Source organism: Pseudomonas sp. RIT-PI-S (genome assembly GCF_025642975.1).
Classification (GTDB): Bacteria; Pseudomonadota; Gammaproteobacteria; order Pseudomonadales; family Pseudomonadaceae; genus Aquipseudomonas.
This window is the reverse complement of record NZ_JANZKJ010000006.1, coordinates 45,037-65,707: the sequence shown is the minus strand read 5'-3', so window position 1 is coordinate 65,707 and position 20,671 is coordinate 45,037. Positions and strand designations below refer to the sequence as shown.

19 protein-coding genes are annotated in these 20,671 nt (G+C 59.9%); 14 read left to right on the top strand and 5 right to left on the bottom strand.

Annotated features, from left to right (window positions below):
- Window positions 1-31: 31 nt before the first annotated feature.
- Window positions 32-1,390, top strand: coding sequence for a carbohydrate porin (locus OGL93_RS10590; RefSeq protein ID WP_263262597.1), 1,359 nt, complete (start codon window positions 32-34; stop codon window positions 1,388-1,390).
- A 91-nt stretch (window positions 1,391-1,481) separates the two neighbouring features.
- Here OGL93_RS10590 and hexR read toward each other — a convergent pair whose 3' ends face one another.
- Entirely contained in the window at window positions 1,482-2,336 is an 855-nt protein-coding gene (gene hexR, locus OGL93_RS10585) for a DNA-binding transcriptional regulator HexR (RefSeq protein WP_263262768.1), read from the bottom strand.
- Between the two features lie 237 nt (window positions 2,337-2,573).
- Between hexR and zwf the strand changes: the two genes are divergently transcribed.
- Both zwf and OGL93_RS10575 read left to right on the top strand, forming a co-directional pair.
- On the top strand, window positions 2,574-4,040 hold the full coding sequence (gene zwf, locus OGL93_RS10580; protein ID WP_263262596.1) for a glucose-6-phosphate dehydrogenase: 1,467 nt from the start codon (window positions 2,574-2,576) through the stop codon (window positions 4,038-4,040).
- An 87-nt stretch (window positions 4,041-4,127) separates the two neighbouring features.
- Window positions 4,128-4,787 (top strand): bifunctional 4-hydroxy-2-oxoglutarate aldolase/2-dehydro-3-deoxy-phosphogluconate aldolase, encoded by a 660-nt coding sequence (locus tag OGL93_RS10575; protein ID WP_263262595.1) that lies wholly within the window; start codon window positions 4,128-4,130, stop codon window positions 4,785-4,787.
- A gap of 70 nt (window positions 4,788-4,857) precedes the next feature.
- On the opposite strand, the gene OGL93_RS10570 is transcribed toward OGL93_RS10575, so the two are convergent.
- Window positions 4,858-5,082 carry a DUF3820 family protein gene (locus tag OGL93_RS10570; RefSeq protein WP_263262594.1) on the bottom strand — a complete coding sequence of 75 codons (225 nt, stop codon included), beginning with the start codon at window positions 5,080-5,082 and terminating at the stop codon, window positions 4,858-4,860.
- A 205-nt stretch (window positions 5,083-5,287) separates the two neighbouring features.
- Here OGL93_RS10570 and OGL93_RS10565 point away from each other — a divergent pair, with 205 nt between their 5' ends.
- Window positions 5,288-5,743 (top strand): PA2169 family four-helix-bundle protein, encoded by a 456-nt coding sequence (locus tag OGL93_RS10565; RefSeq protein ID WP_263262593.1) that lies wholly within the window; start codon window positions 5,288-5,290, stop codon window positions 5,741-5,743.
- A gap of 15 nt (window positions 5,744-5,758) precedes the next feature.
- Here OGL93_RS10565 and OGL93_RS10560 read toward each other — a convergent pair whose 3' ends face one another.
- The gene (locus OGL93_RS10560; RefSeq protein WP_263262592.1) at window positions 5,759-7,291 is read right to left on the bottom strand and encodes a sensor domain-containing diguanylate cyclase; all 1,533 of its coding nucleotides are present in this window, start codon (window positions 7,289-7,291) and stop codon (window positions 5,759-5,761) included.
- Window positions 7,292-7,637: 346 nt separating this feature from the next.
- Between OGL93_RS10560 and OGL93_RS10555 the strand changes: the two genes are divergently transcribed.
- The gene (locus OGL93_RS10555) at window positions 7,638-7,775 is read left to right on the top strand and encodes a hypothetical protein (RefSeq protein ID WP_263262591.1); all 138 of its coding nucleotides are present in this window, start codon (window positions 7,638-7,640) and stop codon (window positions 7,773-7,775) included.
- A 12-nt stretch (window positions 7,776-7,787) separates the two neighbouring features.
- Here the strand turns inward: OGL93_RS10555 and OGL93_RS10550 are convergent, their stop codons facing one another.
- Both OGL93_RS10550 and norR read right to left on the bottom strand, forming a co-directional pair.
- A complete protein-coding gene (locus tag OGL93_RS10550; protein ID WP_263262590.1) occupies window positions 7,788-8,681 on the bottom strand; it encodes a chemotaxis protein in 894 nt (297 codons plus the stop codon).
- An 86-nt stretch (window positions 8,682-8,767) separates the two neighbouring features.
- Window positions 8,768-10,324 (bottom strand): nitric oxide reductase transcriptional regulator NorR, encoded by a 1,557-nt coding sequence (norR, locus tag OGL93_RS10545; protein ID WP_263262589.1) that lies wholly within the window; start codon window positions 10,322-10,324, stop codon window positions 8,768-8,770.
- Window positions 10,325-10,473: 149 nt separating this feature from the next.
- Here norR and hmpA point away from each other — a divergent pair, with 149 nt between their 5' ends.
- The 9 genes from hmpA (at window position 10,474) to cfa (ending at window position 20,653) form a co-directional block, all read left to right on the top strand.
- Complete coding sequence (gene hmpA / locus OGL93_RS10540; RefSeq protein WP_263262588.1) at window positions 10,474-11,655, top strand: NO-inducible flavohemoprotein; 1,182 nt, start codon at window positions 10,474-10,476, stop codon at window positions 11,653-11,655.
- A 228-nt stretch (window positions 11,656-11,883) separates the two neighbouring features.
- Window positions 11,884-12,390 (top strand): disulfide bond formation protein B, encoded by a 507-nt coding sequence (locus OGL93_RS10535; protein ID WP_263262587.1) that lies wholly within the window; start codon window positions 11,884-11,886, stop codon window positions 12,388-12,390.
- Window positions 12,391-12,931: 541 nt separating this feature from the next.
- Complete coding sequence (cyoA, locus tag OGL93_RS10530) at window positions 12,932-13,867, top strand: ubiquinol oxidase subunit II (protein ID WP_263262586.1); 936 nt, start codon at window positions 12,932-12,934, stop codon at window positions 13,865-13,867.
- A 3-nt stretch (window positions 13,868-13,870) separates the two neighbouring features.
- Window positions 13,871-15,895 (top strand): cytochrome o ubiquinol oxidase subunit I, encoded by a 2,025-nt coding sequence (gene cyoB / locus OGL93_RS10525; protein ID WP_263262585.1) that lies wholly within the window; start codon window positions 13,871-13,873, stop codon window positions 15,893-15,895.
- 3 nt (window positions 15,896-15,898) lie between these two features.
- Entirely contained in the window at window positions 15,899-16,522 is a 624-nt protein-coding gene (locus OGL93_RS10520) for a cytochrome o ubiquinol oxidase subunit III (protein ID WP_263262584.1), read from the top strand.
- Complete coding sequence (gene cyoD / locus OGL93_RS10515; protein ID WP_263262583.1) at window positions 16,522-16,851, top strand: cytochrome o ubiquinol oxidase subunit IV; 330 nt, start codon at window positions 16,522-16,524, stop codon at window positions 16,849-16,851. The genes OGL93_RS10520 and cyoD overlap by 1 nt, the downstream gene beginning before the upstream one ends.
- A gap of 10 nt (window positions 16,852-16,861) precedes the next feature.
- Window positions 16,862-17,752, top strand: a complete 891-nt coding sequence (gene cyoE / locus OGL93_RS10510; RefSeq protein WP_263262582.1) for a heme o synthase — start codon at window positions 16,862-16,864, stop codon at window positions 17,750-17,752.
- 171 nt (window positions 17,753-17,923) lie between these two features.
- Window positions 17,924-19,150: an alanine transaminase gene (gene alaC / locus OGL93_RS10505; RefSeq protein WP_263262581.1), complete on the top strand. Its 1,227-nt coding sequence runs from the start codon at window positions 17,924-17,926 to the stop codon at window positions 19,148-19,150.
- A 333-nt stretch (window positions 19,151-19,483) separates the two neighbouring features.
- The gene (cfa, locus tag OGL93_RS10500) at window positions 19,484-20,653 is read left to right on the top strand and encodes a cyclopropane fatty acyl phospholipid synthase (RefSeq protein WP_263262580.1); all 1,170 of its coding nucleotides are present in this window, start codon (window positions 19,484-19,486) and stop codon (window positions 20,651-20,653) included.
- Window positions 20,654-20,671 lie beyond the last annotated feature (18 nt).

Below are 20,671 nucleotides of genomic sequence, written 5' to 3'. Positions count from 1 at the left end.
CCAATAACAATAAAACGAGGGTAGCCAGGGAATGAACAAGCAAAAAACCACTAAAGTGAACACGCTGCGGCTGGCTCGCCAGCTGTCGGTACTCGGGGCGATGGGGTTGGCGACAACTGCCTACGCGGCCAAGCCCTACGACGCCTCCCAGTACATGACCGGCGACTGGGGCGGCCTGCGTCACGAGCTCTACGACAAAGGCTACGACTTCACCTTCGAATACGTTGGCGAAGCAGCCACCAACCTCAATGGCGGCTACAACGACGATCGCACGGCGCGCTACTCCGACCAGTTCGCCCTGGGCGTGCAGCTGGACCTGGAAAAACTGTTCGGCTGGCACGGTGCTGAAGCCAAGCTTGCGATCACCGAGCGTAGCGGCCGTAACCTGGGCAACGACCGCATCAGCGACCCGCGCGCCGGCATGTTCAGCTCGCCTCAAGAAGTCTGGGGCCGCGGCCAAACCTGGCGGCTGACCCAGATGTGGGTCAAGCAGACCTTCATGGACGACAAGCTGGACGTGAAATTCGGCCGCTTCGGCGAGGGCGAAGACTTCAACAGCTTCCCTTGCGATTTCCAGAACCTGGCGTTCTGCGGCTCTCAGGTGGGCAACTGGATCGGCGACATCTGGTACAACTGGCCAGTCGCCCAGTGGGCCTTGCGCGTGAAGTACAACCTCACGCCTGAACTGTATGCGCAGATCGGTGCCTACGAGCAGAACCCGTCCTACCTGGAAACCGGCAACGCCTGGAAACTCAGCGGCAGCGGCACCAAGGGCGCGATCATTCCGGTCGAACTGGTCTGGTCGCCTTCGATCAACAGCCTGCCGGGCGAATACCGCCTGGGTTACTACTACAGCACCGCCAAGGCCAACGACGTTTACGAAGACGAGAACGGCGATGCCCAGGCCGCTACCGGTGGCACCTACAAGAGCCACAGCAGCAAGCATGGTTGGTGGGTGGTTGCCCAGCAGCAGCTGACCAGCCATAACGGCGACGCCAGCCGCGGCCTGAGCATCTTCGCCAACGCCACCGTGCACGACAAAGCGACCAACGTCGTGGACAACTACCAGCAGGTTGGCTTCGTGTACAAGGGCTTGTTCGATGCCCGTCCTCAGGATGACATCGGGGTAGGCGTTGCGCGCATCCACGTGAACGACGACGTCAGCGACCGTGCTCGCCTGGCCAACGCCTTGAGCGGTATCGACGACTACGACAACCCTGGCTTCGTGCCGGTACGTAGCAGTGAGTACGACGCCGAGATCTACTACGGCGTGCACTTCACCAACTGGCTGACCGTGCGTCCAAACCTGCAATACATCAAGCGCCCAGGTGGCGTGGATGAGGTGGATAACGCCCTGGTTGCCGGCTTGAAGGTACAGGCTAAGTTCTAAGCGTAAAAACGGCCCGCCCTATCGCCGGCGGGCCGTGCTGCTACCGGCCCCACACGGCAGCAGCACGGCTTGCCGGAGACCTCCAGCCGGCTCAACCCTCTTCGAGGGGATAGCGGCTGGCGTTGAGGCTTTCCTTGATCTTGCGCAGATGCGGCTGGAAGTCCACGCCGCGGCGCAGGGTCATGCCAGTGGCAAGCACGTCCAGCACCGTCAACTGAATGATGCGCGAGGTCATTGGCATGTAAATGTCAGTGTCTTCGGGTAGCGGTATGTTCAGGCTCAAGCTGCTGGCCTGGGCCAGTGGCGAGCCGGCGGCGGTCAGCCCCAGCACCGAGGCGCCGTTTTCCCGCGCGATGCGCGCGACTTCCACCAGCTCTCGGGTACGCCCCGTATAGGAAATCATCACGAACAGCTCGCCGGTATGCGCCACCGAGGCCAGCATCCGCTGCATGAGCACGTCGGCGTGGGCGGAAACAGCCAGGTTGAAGCGGAAGAACTTGTGCTGGGCGTCCAGCGCGACGGGCGCCGAGGCGCCAAGGCCGAAGAAGTGAATCTGCCGGGCCTGGATCATCAGGTCGACGGCGCGGCTGACCAGCTGGGGATCGAGCTGCTGGCAGGCGCTGTCCAGCGACGCGATCGCGCTGGAAAAAATCTTCTGGGTATAGGCCGCGGGGTCATCGTCCGGTGCCACCGCACGGCTGACATAAGCCGCGCCGCTGGCCAGGCTTTGGGCCAGTTGCAGCTTCAGCTCCGGGTAGCCGCTCACCCCGAAGGAACGGCAGAAGCGGTTCACCGTGGGCTCGCTGACCTTGGCGGCCTGGGCCAGCGCGGCGATACTGAAACGGGTGGCCTGTTGCGGATTGCCGAGGATCACCTCGGCCACCTTGCGCTCCGCCTTGTTCAGCTCATCGAGGCGCCCCTGGATCTGTTCCAGAAGGTTGCGCATGCGATCCATGTAGTCTCCTGAAGTAGTGAGTGGCCTCGTATGGGCCACACGCCCCGCACCGCGGGTCGATTCCCGGCACGGCTGCTGTGAAGGGTGGTCTATCGTACTGATGGGCCACGACGATCACCAGCGCCACCGTGGCGAGCCGGAAGGTTGTTGTTTTATTACTACATTCCGACTTGATCGACGGGGTGAAAACCCGTAATACTCGTCCAACTTGATAAAAGAACCCATATCATGCTGTCGATTTCCGAACCTTGCACCTTCGCTCTCTTCGGCGCCCTTGGCGACCTGGCCTTGCGCAAGCTGTTCCCGGCGCTGTACCAGCTCGAACGCGCCGGCCTGTTGCACCCGGACACTCGCCTGTTCGCCCTGGCCCGTGAGCCGGGCGATGCCGCTACGCACTTGGCGGAAATCGACGAACACTTGCACGAGTTCGTGCCTGCGGCCGAATTGGACGCAGACCATCTGGCGCGTTTCAAGGCGCGGCTGGAATACCTGCATGTGGATTTCCTCCTGGCTGAAGATTACGCCGTGCTCGCTGAGCGCATCGGCCCGGCGGCGCAGGTCATTGCCTACTTCGCCACGCCTGCGGCGGTGTACGGCGCGATCTGTGAAAACCTGGCCAAGGTCGGGCTGGCCGAGCGCACCCGCGTGGTACTGGAAAAGCCCATTGGCCATGACCTGGACTCCTCGCGCCGGGTCAACGATGCGGTCGCGCATTATTTCCCGGAAAACCGCGTGTACCGGATCGACCACTACCTGGGCAAGGAAACCGTCCAGAACCTGATCGCGCTGCGTTTTGCCAACAGCCTGTTCGAAACGCAGTGGAACCAGAATTACATCTCTCACGTGGAAATCACCGTCGCCGAGAAAGTGGGCATCGAGGGTCGCTGGGGCTACTTCGACAAGGCCGGCCAATTGCGCGACATGGTCCAAAACCACCTATTGCAGCTGCTGTGCCTGATCGCCATGGACCCACCGGCGGACTTGTCGGCGGACGCGATCCGGGATGAAAAGGTCAAGGTGCTCAAAGCCCTTGCGCCCATCACTGGCGAGGGGCTAAGCACGCACGTGGTGCGCGGGCAATACATCGCCGGCTACAGCGAAGGGCGCGCGGTCCCGGGGTACCTGGAAGAAGAAAATTCCAACACCCAGAGCGACACCGAAACCTTCGTAGCGCTGCGGGCAGACATCCGTAACTGGCGCTGGGCTGGTGTGCCGTTCTACCTGCGAACCGGCAAGCGCATGCCGCAAAAGCTTTCGCAGATCGTTATCCACTTCAAAGAGCCGCCGCACTATATCTTCGCCCCGGAGCAGCGCCTGCAAATCAGCAACAAGCTGATCATTCGTCTGCAGCCGGACGAGAGCATCTCTTTGCGGGTGATGACCAAGGAACAGGGCCTGGACAAAGGCATGCATTTGCGTAGCGGCCCGTTGCAGCTGAACTTCTCCGACACCTACCGCAGTTCGCGGATCCCCGATGCTTATGAACGTCTTCTGCTTGAAGTGATGCAGGGCAACCAGAACCTGTTCGTGCGCAAGGATGAGATCGAATATGCCTGGCGCTGGTGTGACCAGTTGATCGCTGGTTGGAAAAAATCCGGGGATGCACCCAAGCCCTACGCTGCCGGCTCATGGGGGCCGATGAGCTCTATCGCGCTCATCACCCGCGATGGCAGGTCTTGGTATGGCGATATTTGAATCCGGCCGGGGTAGTGCCCAAGGCCATGTATTTCTTCACCGTTCACCGGAGATGCCCCGGTGCCTCTGAGCCAAGGATCAGCCGTTATGACGCCTGAACAACAATCCCGCATGGCGGACAAGGTCAAACTCATCGACGAGATCGCCCAACGGGCGCGCATTCTCCCGGTGATCGTCATCAATTCCGAAAGCGAGATCCTGCCGCTGGCCGACGCACTGGCTGCCGGCGGGCTCACCTGCCTGGAAGTCACCTTGCGCTCCCAATATGGGCTCAAGGCGATCAAGATGTTGCGTGAGCACCGCCCGCAACTGACGGTTGGGGCCGGTACTGTATTGGACCGACAGATGTTCGCCGCGGTTGAAGACGCCGGCGCGCAATTCGTGGTTACCCCCGGGGCCACGCCAGACATGCTCCAGGCGGGCGTGGAAAGCGCCATCCCGTTGCTGCCGGGCGTGGCCACGGCGTCAGAGATCATGCTGGCCTATGCGTTGGGCTATCGCCGTTTCAAGCTGTTCCCCGCGGAAATATGCGGCGGCGTGCAGGCGATCAAGGCGTTTGCCGGGCCGTTCGGTGATGTGCGCTTCTGCCCCACAGGCGGCGTGAACACGGGCAATGTCAAGGCATACACCAGCTTGCCCAATGTGATGTGCGTGGGTGGGACGTGGATGCTGGATAAAGAATGGATTCGCGCTGGCCAGTGGGATCTGGTCGAGCAGTGCAGCCGGGAGGCTGTCGCGTTGTTCTAAGTTACTGTTGTCGTTTCATGGCTTTAGGGTGCGCTTGGTCGGCGCACCTTTTTTTTTGCCCGCGCTTTAGCTACGTGGCGCGGTGCTTGGCCCGGAGTGGCTGCAACAGATCCCCCAAACCGTTGTGGTCGATCTCGTGCATCAGCGCCAGTAAGGCGCCCAACTCCCCATGGGGGAAGCCTTGGCGAGCGAACCAGCCCAGATAGTCTCCTGGCAAATCTGCAAGCAACCGACCCTGATATTTGCCGTAAGGCATTTTCATAGTTACCAGTGACTCTAGTTTTTGGAAGTCCATTGTTTAACGCATAAGCCTTTCGAGATGGATGAATTGCACGTGCATTTTGCAATGCATAGGGCCGTGCTTATTGCATTTGGAACGGTAAGGTAAAATCAGTTACATATTCAAGTCGTTGTTATATAAAGGTATTTGCCATTATCCCTAAGTTGGCACGGTGAATGCTCTATTACTGGCAGACCTTATCCACTAGGAGGAAGACAAAATGACCAATTCCGGTAAAGAAGTAGTAAAAACGCTGAACGAGCTTATCCAGACTTGCAAGGATGGCCAGGAAGGTTTCAAGGCCTGCGCAGACGACGTAAAGAACCCTGAACTCAAGGCGCTGTTCGTCAAGCATGCGCAGGAGTGTGGTTCGGCCGCTGGCGAACTGCAAGCCGAGGTTACCGCTCTGGGTGGCAGCCCGGAAGATTCCACCAGCGTGGCGGGCGACCTGCATCGCCGCTGGGTCGATGTGAAATCTATCTTCACTGGTAAAAGCGAAGAAGCCGTTTTGAATGAAGCCGAGCGCGGCGAAGACGTGGCTATCAAGGCTTACAAAGAAGCCCTGGCCCAACCGCTGCCTGCCAATGTCTACGCTATCGTCGAACGCCAGTTCCACGGCGTGCAGCGCAACCACGACCAGATCAAGGCGCTACGCAATATCGCACGGGCCAGCTAACGCATGGATTCCCACTTACGCCGGCGTTGCCGGCGTTTTTTTTGACTGCTGTGCCGGGTCGGCATGGCACACCCGGTTGCGGCCTTCGTGCTTGGCTCGATACAGCGCGGCATCCGCTTCGCAGAGCAGGGCGGTCAAGGTCGCAGGCGGCGAGGCTGCATTCGCCTTGACCGCCACGCCGATGCTAACAGTCAATGGCGTTGTAGCCTTGCTCAATGGGGGAAGGGTTTCTATCTGTTCGCGAATGGCCTGGGCAAGCTGCAGCGCGCCGCTCAAGCCGGTTTCTACCAACAGCACCACGAATTCCTCGCCGCCGTAGCGGGCGGCCAGGTCACCTGGGCGTTGCGCACTCTGGCCGACGACCCTGGCCACATTGCGCAGCGCTTCGTCGCCGCCGTGGTGGCCGTGCAGCTCATTGAATGCGCCAAAATGATCGACGTCGATCATCAACACCGCCATGCCACGACCGCTGCGTTGCGCACGCGCCCACTCCAACTCAAGGGTTTGGTCCAAGCGACGGCGGTTGGCCAGGCCTGTCAGCGGATCGGTAGCTGCAAGCGTGGCCAGGTTGCTTTCCGAACGCCGGCCCCGGCGTAGCTCCCGACGGAACATCAGGGTGAGCCAGGCAATGCCTAGGCATAGCCCGAGCGTTGCCATGCAGATGACCGCGGCAGTGCGCTGCCAAGGGCCGAAGACGTCGTCGTACGCCAGCGCGACAACCACCAGCAGCGGCAGGCCCTCAACCCGGGTGTAGCTATAAAGCAGCCGGCCTCCGTGCAAGCTGGAGATGGCGGTGAAGTAACCGTTCTGGCCACCTCCTAATATCCGCCGCATGTTCGGGCGGTCCGCCAGGTTGAGCCCGATGAGTGAGTTTTGCTGCGTTTCCGGCTCGTGCGCGAGGATATCGCCATCGGTGTTGATCAGGCTGACTGTGCTACCGGCGCCGATGTTCAGGGTCTTGAACAGGTCGCTGAAATACTCGAGGCGCAATACTCCGGATGCCATGCCATGAAAGCCGCCATCGGGGCCGGATATCCTGCGGCTAAAGGCGATGCACCACTTCAAGTCGCCGAGCTGATCCCTAATGGGCCGGCTGATGCGTAGGCCGTCAGCGCTCGACGCTTGGTGGAACAGGAAGTTTTCCCGCTGGCTGAAGTCGAAGTGCCGAGGGACGACGGCCAAGGAGTCGGCTACGATCTGGCCGCTTTCGTTAATCCATAAAATGTCGCCACGCAGGGGGGCGGAGATGGCGCGGCCGAACAGCACCTGGCGCTGCAGCGAAGGGGGCACCCGGGCAAGGTCGGGGTTTTGTGACGCATCGATAAGCCCCTGGAGCGAAAGATCGTACAGTTCAACGTTGCGTTGAATGTCGCTGTCGATGAGTTGAGCCATGTTCTTGGCGCTGCGCAGAGCCACTTCGCGGGCGCTGTCGTACTCTTCGCTGAGCAGGAACAGCACGATCCCGAGGATCGTCATGATGGCCGCCGCGCTTCCCATAACCAGGGTGCGCTCGGCTTTGGCGGCAAGGCGGGCAGAATGGTTGGGCATGAAACGCGGGCTCGACGGCAGGGCGCGGTCATTCTATGGAGGGGGGGAGGGGGTCACAAGACGCGTTTCGCCGGCTAAGTGCCATGCCGCTGGCAACATGTTACGTAGGCCGCTGTATCATCAAAAAAAATTCATGTATTTCAATAGGTTGTATCTGTAAAGGTACACTTTTGTCGAGGACTTGTTACAAACGCTTGTTTGAAAATAGTCACTGCGGCCTGGTCTTTCTGTAATCGAACCCCTCCCGCCACGGTTATTTTTCCTACAGAAGACGCAGAAAGGGCTGATAGATTTCGTCGGTGGTGGGCAAGGACACTAGCGCCCGAACGCAAAACAGAGCCTTCTTATGTCCATCGCCCACAGTGTCGTTCCCAGCTTGCTGTTTATAGGCGCTGCCGCCGCTGTTCAATTGCTGTTTCCCCAGGCCGGGCCATCGTTTGTGGGCTGGCTGGTCCGCATTGGCGCTTTGATTATCCAGCTATGAACCTGCTGCGGCTCAGGCAGGCCTATTGGCGACAGCGCCAGCAGCGCGGATAAGGCACTCGGTCAGCTCGGGCGATGAAAACTTGGTCAATACCGCGTCGGCTCCTGCCTCCGCGGCCCGCCGGCTGTTCATGGCGCTGTCCAGCGAGGTGTGCAGCAAGATATACAGCTTGTTGAAGTCCTGGGTCTCACGAAGGGCGCGAGTCAGCGCATAACCGTCCATTTCAGGCATTTCGATATCCGAAACCACGATGTTGATCTCGGCGGCAGTCCCTTGCAGATCGAGCAGGCAGGTCATGGCGTCCTTGGCGTTGCGGGCCGTGTGGCATTCGATGCCTAGGCTGCGCAGCGCCAGCACAGACTGTTGCAGCGCCACCTGGCTGTCGTCCACCACCAAAATTCGCGCGTGCGAAAGCAGCTCTGCCTGGTCAGGGCTCAACTCCCCTGTTTCAACTTGCTGCCTCGGCGGGGTAATGCCGTGGATGACCTTTTCAATATCCAGCACCTGGACCAAAGTGCCGTCCACATCAGTCACTCCCGTGATGAACGAGCGCCCTCCAGAGGCAAAGGGTGGCGGTCGAATATCGGTGGAGCGGCAGTGAATGATTTTGCTCACGGCCTGAACGTGCAAACCCTGCCGGGAGCGGCTGATGTCAGTGACGATAAGGCAGCCGCCAGAAGGATCGACCAACGGGCGCTCGCCAATGGCACGGCTAAGGTCGATCACCGACAGGGAGGTGCCCCGCAGTGTGGCCACGCCACGTACATGCGGGTGCGAATCGGGCAGGCGGGTCAGCGCAGGGCAAGGGATGATCTCGCTCACCTTGAGAAGATTGATTGCCATCAACTTGCCGCTGCGCAAGGTAAACAATAAAAGCGAAAGAGACTCGGCGCGTGCTTTGGACATATCGACCTTCTGAAGCGAATGCGGCGTGACCGCAGAGAAATACACAGGTGTTATCGGCCAGCCTACGGGCGGCTTGAGCCAGACGCTCAGCGAATGCCCAGGCGGCGAGCGAGGCGGCTGAGGTTGGCTCGGTCCAGGCCGAGTTCACGGGCGGCATTGGACCAATGCCAGTCGTGCCGGCGCAGGCAGTCCTCGATCATTTCGCGCTGGAAACGATCCACGGCTTGCCGCAAGTCGCCTCCTTGGGCGTCGGCGGGGCCAGCAGGCACGGCAGTCGGGGTAGGCGGCGCGACTGGGGCGCCCGGCGGGCCAAGGTCCAGATCCTGCCCGGTCAGGGTCAGGATTCGTGGCCGCACTGCCAGCTTGCCTAGCGCTCGCAGGGCCGAGCGGCCGATCAGATGCTCCAGTTCCCGTACGTTACCTGGCCAAGCATAGGCCAGCAGGGCGGCCTGAGCATCCGCCGCCAGGCGCAGGCTGCCTACACCCAGGCGGGTGCGATTCTGCTCAAGAAAGAAGCCCGCCAGCAACAGGACGTCCTTGCGCCGCTCACGCAAGGGGGGCACCGGCAACGGGTAAACGCTTAAGCGATGGTAGAAATCCGCCCGGCAGCGGCCTGCGGCGACTTCAGCAGCGAGGTCGCGGTTGGTCGCGGCAATCAGGCGCACGTCTACCCGGTGCTCCTGGTCTGACCCCAGGCGCTGCAATTGCCCGGTTTGCAGCACGCGCAGCAGTTTCGCCTGCACCGCCAGGGGCAGCTCGCCGACTTCGTCCAAGAACAAGGTGCCGCCATCGGCCAATTCGAATTTCCCACGCCTGTCCATGCTCGCGCCGGTGAAGGCCCCTTTGACGTGGCCGAACAACTCGCTTTCCACCAGCGACTCGGGCAGTGCTGCGCAATTGAGGCTGACCATCGGCTTGGCCGCCCGTGCCGATGCGCGGTGCAATGCCTGTGCAACCAGCTCTTTGCCCACGCCGGTTTCGCCGGTCACCAGCACGGTCAGCTCGCTCGGCCCGACCAAGGCTATCTGTTCGAGCAGATGGCGCACCGCAGGGCTCTGCCCGATGATTTCCTGGGGGGCACGGCTGGCCTGTTGAAAACCCTCCGCGCGCTCACGCTCGGCCTGCGCAGTCAGGGCCAGGTGGGTAATGTGTTGCTCTACCGTCACGATGGCGGCCGCCAAGCTGGCGAACGCTTCCAGCATGCCGGGCTCGATACGATCGAAGCGCCGGGGGTCAAGCGCGTCTAGGGTAAGCAAGCCCCAGGGCTGTTGGTTTATCAGCAATGGGCAACCGAGGCAGTCGTGTACGTGCAGTTGCTCATGAAGGCCTGCAATCAGACCGTCATATGGATCGGGCAGTGGGCTATCGGCAGCAAAGCGGGTAGGGCCCGCTTGGCTTAGCAAGGCTTCGAAGCGCGGATGCTCGCTTACCTTGAAGCGTCGGCCTAGGGTGTCCTCGCTCAAACCGTCCACGGCCAACGGCACCAGCCACTCGCCGTCCAGCCGTAGCAGGGCCGCAGCATCGCATGGCAACAGCCGGCGCATCGCCTGCAGCAGGCGCCGATACCGCTCGGTTTCAGGAAGGGCTTGGGAGAGGTCGGACACCAGCCCGAGCAAAGCCTGGAGCAACGGCGTTGAGGTCATATTGACTTTGTGTGGGTCATAAAGACGCGCAATCTACATGTGTCATATAGACTCTTAACTTTACAAGTTGCTGAATAATAGAGAATTTTTATCTGGCACGGTTTCTGTAAAGCCAAACGGGTAACTTTACCAATCAGCTGGAGAATACCATGCTCAGTGCTCAACACCGCGCCATTGTCAAAGCGACCGTTCCACTGCTCGAGAGCGGTGGCGAGGCGCTTACCACGCATTTCTACAACCTGCTGCTCAGCGAATACCCCGAAGTGCGGCCGCTCTTCAACCAGGCGCATCAGGCCAATGGCGAGCAGCCGCGGGCACTGGCTAATGGTGTGCTGATGTACGCCCGGCACATCGACCGCCTGGAGGCCCTGGGTGACCTTGTTGGGCAGATCATCAACAAGCACGTGACATTACAAGTGCTGCCCGAGCATTACCCCCTCGTAGGCAGCTGCTTGCTGCGGGCCATTTCCGAAGTGCTGGGTGCCGAGCTCGCAACCGCGCAGGTGGTGGAAGCCTGGGCTGCGGCCTACCAGCAGCTCGCCGACATTCTTATAAGTGCCGAGGAAAATCTCTACAGCGAAAAAGCAATGGCCAAGGGCGGCTGGCGGGGCGGTCGGCCGTTCATTCTGCAACGCAGGGTTCGTGAAAGTGCCGAGATCGTCTCTTTCTACCTGACACCGGCGGATGGCGGCCCCGTAATGCCCGCGCGGCCAGGGCAGTACGTCGGTGTTCGCTTACTTATCGATGGCGTGGAGCACCGCCGTAATTACTCGCTGTCTGCGTTGAGCGCGGGCGATGGCTATCGCATCAGCGTGAAGCATGCCTGCGGTGGCGTGGTTTCGACGTTCCTCCACGAGCGTTTCGCGGTAGGCGACCCTATCGATCTGTACCCGCCGGCCGGGGACTTCGTGCTGCAGAGCAGCGACCGCCCTCTGGTGTTGATCAGCGGCGGCGTAGGAATCACACCTACCTTGGCGATGCTTGAGGCGGCGTTGCCGACCGGGCGGCCGATAGTGTTTATCCACAGTGCACGTAATGGCGAGGTCCATGCGTTTCGGCAATGGCTGGACGAGCAAGCCGGGCTGCATCCACAGCTTACCCGTTTCTATTGCTATGCCCAGGCCGAAGAGGGGAGGGCAGCGCCGGATGCCACTGGGCTGTTAGGCGAAGAGCACCTGACCCGCTGGCTGCCGGTTGACCGCAACGTCGACGCCTATTTGCTTGGCCCTAAGCCGTTCATGGCGGCAGTCAAGCGCAGCCTGCAGGCGCTTGGCGTTCCTGCCGAGCAAACCCGCTATGAATTCTTCGGGCCTGCGTCGGCACTTCAGTGAGCGCTCGCCGTGCCGGTCCCCGAACGGCATGGCTTGGTGGCATATCTTTTTCGGGTTAACCGAGGTTTAATCCGCCCTCCCTTTACTCTCACCCCGATCAACGGTGCTACCTTAGGCTTTGTACGGAAAGTGGCTACGCCCGCCTTGCCCGGTCTTCGCGCGCCAACCTTTCGTACAAACCTCTAGCGGCCTTGCAATTCCGGGCCGCTCTGCACTACAGGACCCTCAATGAACCAGATTCAACCGCGACTCGCCCGCGAGCGGCGCTTTCTTCTTCTTTTAGGTGTTATCTGCCTGGCAATGCTGGGCGGCGCGCTCTATCTGCAGGTCGTCCTCGAAGAGGCGCCGTGTCCACTGTGCATCCTGCAGCGCTATGCCTTCGTCCTGATCGCACTGTTCGCCTTCATTGGAGCGGCCATGCCTGGCCAGCGCGGCGTAACGGTGTTCGAGGCCCTGGTGGTGATCAGCGCGGTAGCGGGGCTCGCCGCCGCTGGGCAGCATGCCTGGGTATTGGCGCATCCGTTGTCCAGCTGTGGCGTGGATACCCTCCAACCGATCGTCGATGGCCTGCCACTGGCGAAGCTCCTGCCTTCGGTATTCGAAGTCCAAGGTTTTTGCACCACGCCCTATCCGCCAATCCTGGGCCTGTCGCTGGCACAGTGGGCGCTAGTGGCATTCACCCTGACCGTGGTATTGGTTCCGCTCGGTGTCTGGCGCAACCGACGCTCGTCATGAATCATGCCGGCCGCTAATGTGCGGCCAGCCCCTCCTGGCCACCATGCAACTGCTGAACCTTCTGAAACCCTTACAGCACAAGGCCTACAGCCGCTGCGACGGCGGTGCGACATCGTGTCGCAAGGGGTTGAAACGGTGACGCATTGTTGCATAATCCGTAATGTACTGTTGCTATATAAGTCATATTCATCGTGGGGCTAGCTCACTACAATCGCGGCAATTTCTGCATAGCCCACCCCTCAGGCCCTTGGAAATCAAGGCATAAGCCTTTTTTTTCGGGCGTTGCGAGGCGCTTGCGGTATCCGGTTGTCTACCCTTCACGATTGTCCGGCCCAAAGGAATGGGGCGCGATCGGGCGACTTGCCTATAATCGGACGAGTCAAAGCAATTTGAGCACTGCACGACACTGGTTGCCTACTTCAGCCGCGGCTGGTTACCAGGCATTCCGTGGACGATCCCGAAAAAATGCTGACGCTTGGCAGGACGAAGTGTTGGCGATCACAACACACATTGCATTGAAGCAAGCTTTAGAGGTCGTGAGATGAGTAAAAAGCGTTACCCCAGACTGTTTGGCATATTGCCCTTTTTCGGCATGCTTTTTCTCAGTGGGTGCGACTGGACCCTGCTCAACCCCAAGGGGCAGGTAGGCATCGACGAGAGAAACCTGATTCTCCTCGCTTTCGCACTGATGCTCACGGTGGTCATTCCGGTGATCGTCATGACCTTCCTGTTCGCCTGGAGATATCGCGCGTCGAACCGGAGCGCCACCTACGCGCCCGAGTGGGCCCACTCCACTAAAATCGAAGCGATCGTGTGGGGCGTCCCGCTGATCATCATCGCGGTCCTGGGCTATGTGACCTACGTTTCCACCCACCACCTCGACCCGTATCGCCCATTGGATTCGGACGTGAAGCCGGTGCGCATTCAGGTCGTCGCGCTGGACTGGAAATGGCTGTTCATTTACCCGGAACAAGGCATTGCGACGGTCAACAAGATCGTCTTCCCGGCACATACCCCGCTTAGTTTCGAAATCACCTCTGACGCGGTAATGAACTCGTTCTTCATTCCGGCACTGGGTGGCCAGATCTATGCCATGGCCGGCATGCAAACCAAGCTTCACCTGATCGCCAACCAGAACGGCGACTTCCAGGGCATCTCCGCTAACTATAGTGGCGCCGGCTTTACCGGCATGACCTTCCAGGCTCAAGCCACCACCCAGGAAGCGTTCGATACCTGGGTCAACGAAGTTCGCAATTCACCGAAGAAGCTTGATTCGGCCGAATACGCCGCACTGGCCAAACCAAGCGAAAAGAACCCCGTCGCGCTGTATTCCTCGGCCACGCCTAACCTGTTCCAGTCCATCATCGATAAGTATGAAGGCATGAACCCAGGCCACCATGGGATGCACGAGAAGGGTGTGCTTGGCAAGGAAGGTAAGGAAGTAAGTGAGAATTCAGCTGCTGGGGCAGAGGAGTAAAAGATGTTCGGTAAATTAACGCTGGAAGCGATACCCTTCCACGAGCCGATAGTGATGGTGACCCTTGCCATCGTTGCGGTGCTCGGGGCAGGCGCATTCGCGGCGATCACCTACTACAAGAAGTGGGGCTATCTCTGGAAAGAGTGGTTCACCTCTGTCGACCATAAAAAGATCGGCGTGATGTATATCGCCGTTGCCGTGGTCATGCTGCTGCGTGGCTTTGCCGACGCCATCATGATGCGGTCGCAGCAAGCGGTCGCCGTCGCTGGGTCCACCGGCTACCTGCCACCGGAACACTACGATCAGATCTTCACCGCCCACGGTACGATCATGATCATCTTCATGGCCATGCCGTTCATGATTGGCCTGATGAACATCGTGGTTCCGCTGCAGATCGGTGCACGCGATGTGGCGTTCCCGTTCCTGAACTCCATCAGCTTCTGGTTCTTCGTGGTTGGCGTGCTGCTGGTCAACATCTCCCTGGGGGTTGGCGAGTTCGGCAAGACCGGCTGGGTCGCGTATCCGCCACTGGCTGGCATCCAGTACAGCCCTGGCGTGGGCGTGGACTACTACATCTGGGCACTGCAGATATCCGGTTTGGGTACCTTGCTGACCGGTGTGAACTTCATCGTGACCATCCTCAAGATGCGTGCCCCCGGCATGACCTTGATGAAAATGCCGGTGTTCACCTGGAACTGCCTGTGCACCGCGATCCTGATCGCCGCCTCGTTCCCGATCCTCACCGCTACGCTGTTCCTGCTGACGCTTGACCGTTATCTGGGTATGCACTTCTTCACCAACGAGCTTGGTGGCAACCCGATGATGTACGTCAACCTGTTCTGGGCATGGGGCCACCCTGAAGTTTATATCCTGATTCTCCCGGCCTTCGGTGTGTTCTCGGAGGTGACTTCCACCTTCTCGAAGAAGCGCCTGTTCGGGTACGTCTCGCTGGTATACGCAACAGTGGCGATCACCGTCCTGTCGTTCATCGTTTGGCTGCACCACTTCTTCACCATGGGTTCGGGCGCCAACGTCAACGCCTTCTTCGGCATCATGACGATGGTCATCGCGGTACCCACAGGGGTGAAAATCTTCACCTGGCTGTTCACCATGTACCGCGGCCGCATCGAGTTCAAATCGCCGATGCTATGGACGATAGGTTTCATCGTCACCTTCAGTATCGGTGGCATGACCGGCGTTCTGCTGGCCGTTCCGGGCGCGGACTTCGTGCTCCACAACAGCCTGTTCCTGATCGCTCACTTCCATAACGTGATCATCGGCGGCGCAGTGTTCGGCTACCTGGCGGGCTTCGCCTTCTGGTTCCCGAAAGCCTTCGGTTTCACCCTGAACGAGCGTTGGGGCAAGGCCAGCTTCTGGTTCTGGCTGCTGGGCTTCTACTTCGCCTTCATGCCGCTGTACGTGCTGGGTTTCATGGGCATGACCCGTCGCCTGAACCACACCGATAACCCGGAGTGGACGCCATGGCTGTACATCGCGATGTTCGGCGCCCTGCTGGTTGCCGTCGGTATCGCCTGCCAGCTGATTCAGTTGTACGTGTCGATCCGCGATCGCCACAAGAACGTCGACGTCACTGGCGACCCATGGGATGGCCGTACCCTGGAATGGTCCACCTCCTCGCCACCGCCGTTCTACAACTTCGCTGAAGTACCCGTGGTTTCCGACCTGGACGCCTACTGGGGCATGAAAGAACGTGCCGAGGCCACCGCCAACGCCGCTGATTACAAACAGATCCACATGCCTCGCAATACCGGCATGGGCGTCATCATGGCTGCATTCAGCCTGGTGCTTGGCTTCGCGCTCATCTGGCACATCTGGTGGGCTGCCATCGTCGGCTTCGTCGGCATGATCGTTACCTTGATCATCCGCAGCTACGACGATGACATCGACTACTACGTTCCGGCCGCCGAAGTGGCCCGTATCGAAGGCGAGCGTCAGCGCGCCCTGGCCAACGCCCAAGCAGGCTTTGCCGGTGGTACCCGTGTGAACTCCACGTTGGAGAAGGTTTGAACCATGGTAAATACCGTTCTGCACGGTGAAGTCGCCCATAGCCACGAGCATGGGCACGACGATCACCACGACGCCGGGGGCATGACTGTCTTCGGCTTCTGGATCTACCTGATGACGGACTGCATTCTGTTCTCCTGCCTGTTCGCCGCGTATGCGGTGCTGGTAGGGAACGTGGCAGGCGGGCCTTCGGGCCACGACATCTTCGAACTGGGCTATGTGCTGGTCGAAACCTTCCTGCTGTTGTTCAGCTCGATCACGTTCGGCTTCTCCATGCTGGCGATGCACAAAGGCAACAAGAGCGGTGTGATGACCTGGCTGTTCATCACCTTCCTCTTTGGCCTGGGCTTCATCGGCATGGAGATTAACGAGTTCCACAAGCTGATCGAAGAAGGTCACGGTCCGGATAAAAGCGGTTTCCTGTCCGCATTCTTCACGCTGGTCGGTACTCACGGCCTGCACGTGTCCAGCGGTCTGCTGTGGATGGCGGTGCTGATGGCGCAAATCAGCAAGAACGGCCTGACCGCGACCAACCAGACCCGCATGAGCTGCCTTAGCTTGTTCTGGCACTTCCTGGACGTGGTCTGGATCTGCGTGTTCACCGTTGTATACCTGATGGGGGCCCTGTAATGGCTAACAACCATTCCGCCGGCGGCGCAAGCCACGGTAGCTTCAAGTCGTACATGGTCGGCTTCGTCCTGTCGGTGATCCTGACGGTGATTCCGTTCGGCCTGGTCATGTTCCAGTCGATGTCCAAGGACGCCATCCTGGCGATCGTATTGGTGTTCGCGGTTATCCAGGTGATCGTTCACCTGGTGTACTTCCTGCACCTGGACCGCTCTTCCGAGCAACGCTGGAACGTCATCGCCTTTATCTTCTCGGCGGTGATCATCGCGTTCCTGGTTGGCCTGTCGCTGTGGATCATGTTCAGCATCCATCACTTCATGCTGGCGAAGTGAGGTAGCTCGCATGTCTGTGAAGCACTTTATCCAAATCACCAAACCGGGGATCATTTTCGGTAACGTGCTTTCAGTGGCAGGCGGCTTCTTCCTTGCCGCGCAAGGGCATGTCGATCTCGGCCTGTTCCTTGCCACGGTGATCGGTACTTCGCTGGTCGTCGCGTCCGGTTGCGCGTTCAACAACTGCATCGACCGCGACATTGACGTGAAGATGGAGCGCACCAAGAACCGGGCCATCGTCCAGGGCCTGATTTCGGTCAAGGTAGCCCTAGCGTATGCCACGGTGCTTGGGGTGCTGGGGCTTGGCATGCTCTACAAGCTGGCCAACCCCCTGGCTGCGTTCTGCGGCTTTATCGGCTTTGCCATTTATGTCGGGCTGTATAGCCTGTACCTGAAGCGCAAGTCCGTGCACGGCACGCTGGTCGGGAGTTTGTCCGGGGCCATGCCGCCGGTGATCGGCTATGTGGCGGTCACTGGGCGTTTCGACATGGCCGCAATGACCTTGCTGGTGATGTTCAGCCTGTGGCAAATGCCGCATTCGTATGCGATCGCCATCTTCCGCTTCAATGACTACCGCGCTGCTTCCATCCCGGTGCTGCCGGTGGAGCGGGGTATCTCGGTGGCCAAACGGCACATCCTGTATTACATCCTCGCCTTCGTGCTAGCCACCCTGATGCTTACTTTGGGAGGCTATGCGGGCCTGAGCTACATGGCAGTTGCCGCAGCGATGGGGATGTATTGGCTGTACATGGCGTGGACCGGCTACAAGGCCGCTGACGACCGTGTATGGGCGCGCAAGCTGTTCGTTTTTTCCATCTTCACCATCACGGCCCTTAGCGTGATGATGTCGGTGGACTTCAAGGCATCGGCGGACTTGTTGCTGACCTCGGCGCTGCCGTAGCAGCCGCCATTGCCGGCGATGAGCCGCGATCCTGACTAACCGGGCCTTGCCCGGTTTTTTTATGGGCGCCGCTGGACAGCCATGCGCCGGCCACCGTATCTTCGGCGCAGGCCAATGATCTGGCCTACGTCGCTCGGACGGTTCCGGGCGCTTACGTACATCGAGGACACCATGGCCGAACTCCGTTCGCCGCGCCGCTTCGCGCGCATTGATCGCCTTCCCCCCTACGTTTTCAATATCACTGCCGAACTCAAGATGGCCGCGCGCCGTCGCGGCGAAGACATCATCGACCTGAGCATGGGCAACCCGGACGGGGCCACGCCGCCGCATATCGTGGAAAAGCTGGTCAACGTCGCTCAGCGCGAAGACACCCATGGCTATTCCACTTCCCGAGGCATTCCGCGCCTGCGCCGGGCGATTTCCCGCTGGTATGGTGACCGCTATGGAGTCGAGATCGACCCTGAAAGCGAAGCAATCGTTACTATCGGCTCCAAGGAAGGGTTGGCGCACTTGATGCTGGCAACCCTGGACCAGGGCGACACTGTGCTGGTGCCCAACCCCAGCTACCCGATCCACATTTACGGCGCTGTGATCGCAGGCGCCCAAGTGCGCTCCGTACCTTTGGTGCCGGGGGTGGACTTCTTCAATGAGCTGGAACGGGCGATCCGCGAGTCGATCCCCAAGCCGAAGATGATGATCCTGGGCTTCCCCTCCAACCCGACTGCACAGTGCGTGGAGCTGGACTTCTTCGAGCGGGTGGTTGAGCTCGCCAAGCGTTATGACGTGCTGGTCGTGCACGACCTGGCTTACGCGGACATCGTCTACGACGGCTGGAAAGCTCCATCGATCATGCAGGTGCCAGGGGCGAAAGACATCGCCGTGGAGTTCTTCACCCTCTCCAAAAGCTACAACATGGCTGGCTGGCGGATTGGCTTCATGGTCGGTAACCCCGAGCTGGTGTCGGCGCTGGCGCGGATCAAGAGCTACCATGACTACGGCACCTTCACGCCGCTGCAGGTCGCGGCCATTGCGGCGCTGGAAGGCGACCAGCAATGCGTGCGGGACATCGCCGAGCAGTATCGCCAGCGTCGCAACACCTTGGTCAAGGGCTTGCATGAGATCGGCTGGATGGTCGAAAACCCCAAGGCGTCGATGTATGTCTGGGCGAAGATCCCCGAACCCTATGCCGCGCTGGGCTCTCTGGAGTTCGCCAAGAAGTTGCTGGCTGAAGCGAAGGTATGCGTATCGCCCGGCATTGGCTTCGGGGACTACGGCGACGACCACGTGCGCTTTGCCCTGATTGAAAACCACGATCGTATTCGACAAGCCGTGCGGGGCATTCGCCAGATGTTCCGCGCCGACGGCCTGCTGGCCAAGCCGGGTAAGGCTACGGTCTAGGCGCCACGCTGTTCTGGTCAAGTTCGGCGCCTGTCGCACGCTCTTGCAGGGTGTGGCAGGCGAACATTATTGCCGCTGCGGTAACGGACTTTTCCCAAGCCCCCATTGTTGGCCGGCCAAGTGCCGGCTTACTCTTGAGTGATAAATAAAATCCATCGCTTCATTAGCTTCCGTCTACAGGCAGGGCGCGCCCGTCGCTGTTACGCTTGCTGTTGCCGTTGCGCTGATCACAGCGACCATGATGCGCTACTAGACTGTACACATTACGCCACTGCCCTCCATAGGTACTTCGAAACCGCCAGTTAAATCGCACGTCTTGAACAGGGGATAGCTATGCACACCAAGCTTTCTGGTTCACCTGCTTCTTCCGCTTCCGCTTCCGTCGACAACGCGTCAGGCTCCTTGCGCTTTGCTCAGGAACTGTTGACCAGAGCCGGAATCGGCATGCATGGCGTGCAACCCTGGGATATGACCCTCAAGGACCCTGGCGTACCTGCCCGGGCACTGGCTGAAGGCAACCTTGGCCTAGGCGAGGCGTACATGAATGGCGACTGGGAGGCGGAACACCTCGACGAGTTCTTTGCCCGGCTATTGCGCGCCGGAGTGGCGGATATGGTCAACCCCGCTGCGTTACTGTTTCATGCGGTCAAGGCCAAGTTCCTTAACTTGCAGAACAAGGATCGCGCCTGGCAAGTGGGTGAGCAGCATTACGACCTGGGCAACGAGTTCTATGAAAGCATGCTCGATCCCCGCATGACCTATACCTGCGGCTACTGGAAGGACGCGAGTGATCTTGCCGAAGCACAGACGGCCAAGCTGGACCTCATCTGCCGCAAGTTGCGCCTCACACCCGGCCAGCGGGTGCTGGACATCGGCTGTGGCTGGGGCAGTTTCATGTCGTATGCTGCCCAGCACTATGGCGTCGAGTGCGTGGGAGTAACCATTTCCCGCGAGCAGTGCGATTGGGCCAAGGCGCGTTATCCTGACCTGCCACTGGATTTCCGGCTGCAGGATTACCGCGATATCGATGAACAATTCGACCATATCGTCAGCGTTGGCATGTTCGAGCACGTAGGGCGCAAGAATCATCGGGTGTACATGGAAACCGCCCATCGCTGCCTCAAAGATGACGGCCTGTTCCTGTTGCATACCATCGGCAAGAACCGCCGTCACAGCACGCCTGACCGCTGGATCGATAAATATATATTCCGCAACGGCGACCTGCCCTCCATCGGCCAGGTGGGGGATGCCATCGACGGGTTGTTCGTCGCCGAGGACATGCATAACTTCGGGGCGGACTATGACAAGACGCTCATGGCATGGTGCAAGAACTTCGAAGCCGCGTGGCCCAGTTTCGCCGAGCGCATGGGCGAGCGGTTCTTCCGCATGTGGCGTTACTATCTGTTGTCCTGCGCAGGAGCGTTCAGGGCGCGAGACATTCAGCTCTGGCAGTGGGTATTGTCCAAGAAGGGCGTGCTCGGCGGCTATGAGCGCGTCAGTTGATCACTTAAAGGTATTGAA

What these genes read in the sequence shown, in the direction of transcription:
- OGL93_RS10590 (WP_263262597.1), top strand. Translation starts at nt 32, where the DNA reads ATGAACAAGCAAAAAACCACTAAAGTGAACACGCTGCGGCTGGCTCGC.
- hexR (WP_263262768.1), bottom strand. Translation starts at nt 2,336, where the DNA reads ATGCGCAACCTTCTGGAACAGATCCAGGGGCGCCTCGATGAGCTGAAC.
- zwf (WP_263262596.1), top strand. Translation starts at nt 2,574, where the DNA reads ATGCTGTCGATTTCCGAACCTTGCACCTTCGCTCTCTTCGGCGCCCTT.
- OGL93_RS10575 (WP_263262595.1), top strand. Translation starts at nt 4,128, where the DNA reads ATGACGCCTGAACAACAATCCCGCATGGCGGACAAGGTCAAACTCATC.
- OGL93_RS10570 (WP_263262594.1), bottom strand. Translation starts at nt 5,082, where the DNA reads ATGGACTTCCAAAAACTAGAGTCACTGGTAACTATGAAAATGCCTTAC.
- OGL93_RS10565 (WP_263262593.1), top strand. Translation starts at nt 5,288, where the DNA reads ATGACCAATTCCGGTAAAGAAGTAGTAAAAACGCTGAACGAGCTTATC.
- OGL93_RS10560 (WP_263262592.1), bottom strand. Translation starts at nt 7,291, where the DNA reads ATGCCCAACCATTCTGCCCGCCTTGCCGCCAAAGCCGAGCGCACCCTG.
- OGL93_RS10555 (WP_263262591.1), top strand. Translation starts at nt 7,638, where the DNA reads ATGTCCATCGCCCACAGTGTCGTTCCCAGCTTGCTGTTTATAGGCGCT.
- OGL93_RS10550 (WP_263262590.1), bottom strand. Translation starts at nt 8,681, where the DNA reads ATGTCCAAAGCACGCGCCGAGTCTCTTTCGCTTTTATTGTTTACCTTG.
- norR (WP_263262589.1), bottom strand. Translation starts at nt 10,324, where the DNA reads ATGACCTCAACGCCGTTGCTCCAGGCTTTGCTCGGGCTGGTGTCCGAC.
- hmpA (WP_263262588.1), top strand. Translation starts at nt 10,474, where the DNA reads ATGCTCAGTGCTCAACACCGCGCCATTGTCAAAGCGACCGTTCCACTG.
- OGL93_RS10535 (WP_263262587.1), top strand. Translation starts at nt 11,884, where the DNA reads ATGAACCAGATTCAACCGCGACTCGCCCGCGAGCGGCGCTTTCTTCTT.
- cyoA (WP_263262586.1), top strand. Translation starts at nt 12,932, where the DNA reads ATGAGTAAAAAGCGTTACCCCAGACTGTTTGGCATATTGCCCTTTTTC.
- cyoB (WP_263262585.1), top strand. Translation starts at nt 13,871, where the DNA reads ATGTTCGGTAAATTAACGCTGGAAGCGATACCCTTCCACGAGCCGATA.
- OGL93_RS10520 (WP_263262584.1), top strand. Translation starts at nt 15,899, where the DNA reads ATGGTAAATACCGTTCTGCACGGTGAAGTCGCCCATAGCCACGAGCAT.
- cyoD (WP_263262583.1), top strand. Translation starts at nt 16,522, where the DNA reads ATGGCTAACAACCATTCCGCCGGCGGCGCAAGCCACGGTAGCTTCAAG.
- cyoE (WP_263262582.1), top strand. Translation starts at nt 16,862, where the DNA reads ATGTCTGTGAAGCACTTTATCCAAATCACCAAACCGGGGATCATTTTC.
- alaC (WP_263262581.1), top strand. Translation starts at nt 17,924, where the DNA reads ATGGCCGAACTCCGTTCGCCGCGCCGCTTCGCGCGCATTGATCGCCTT.
- cfa (WP_263262580.1), top strand. Translation starts at nt 19,484, where the DNA reads ATGCACACCAAGCTTTCTGGTTCACCTGCTTCTTCCGCTTCCGCTTCC.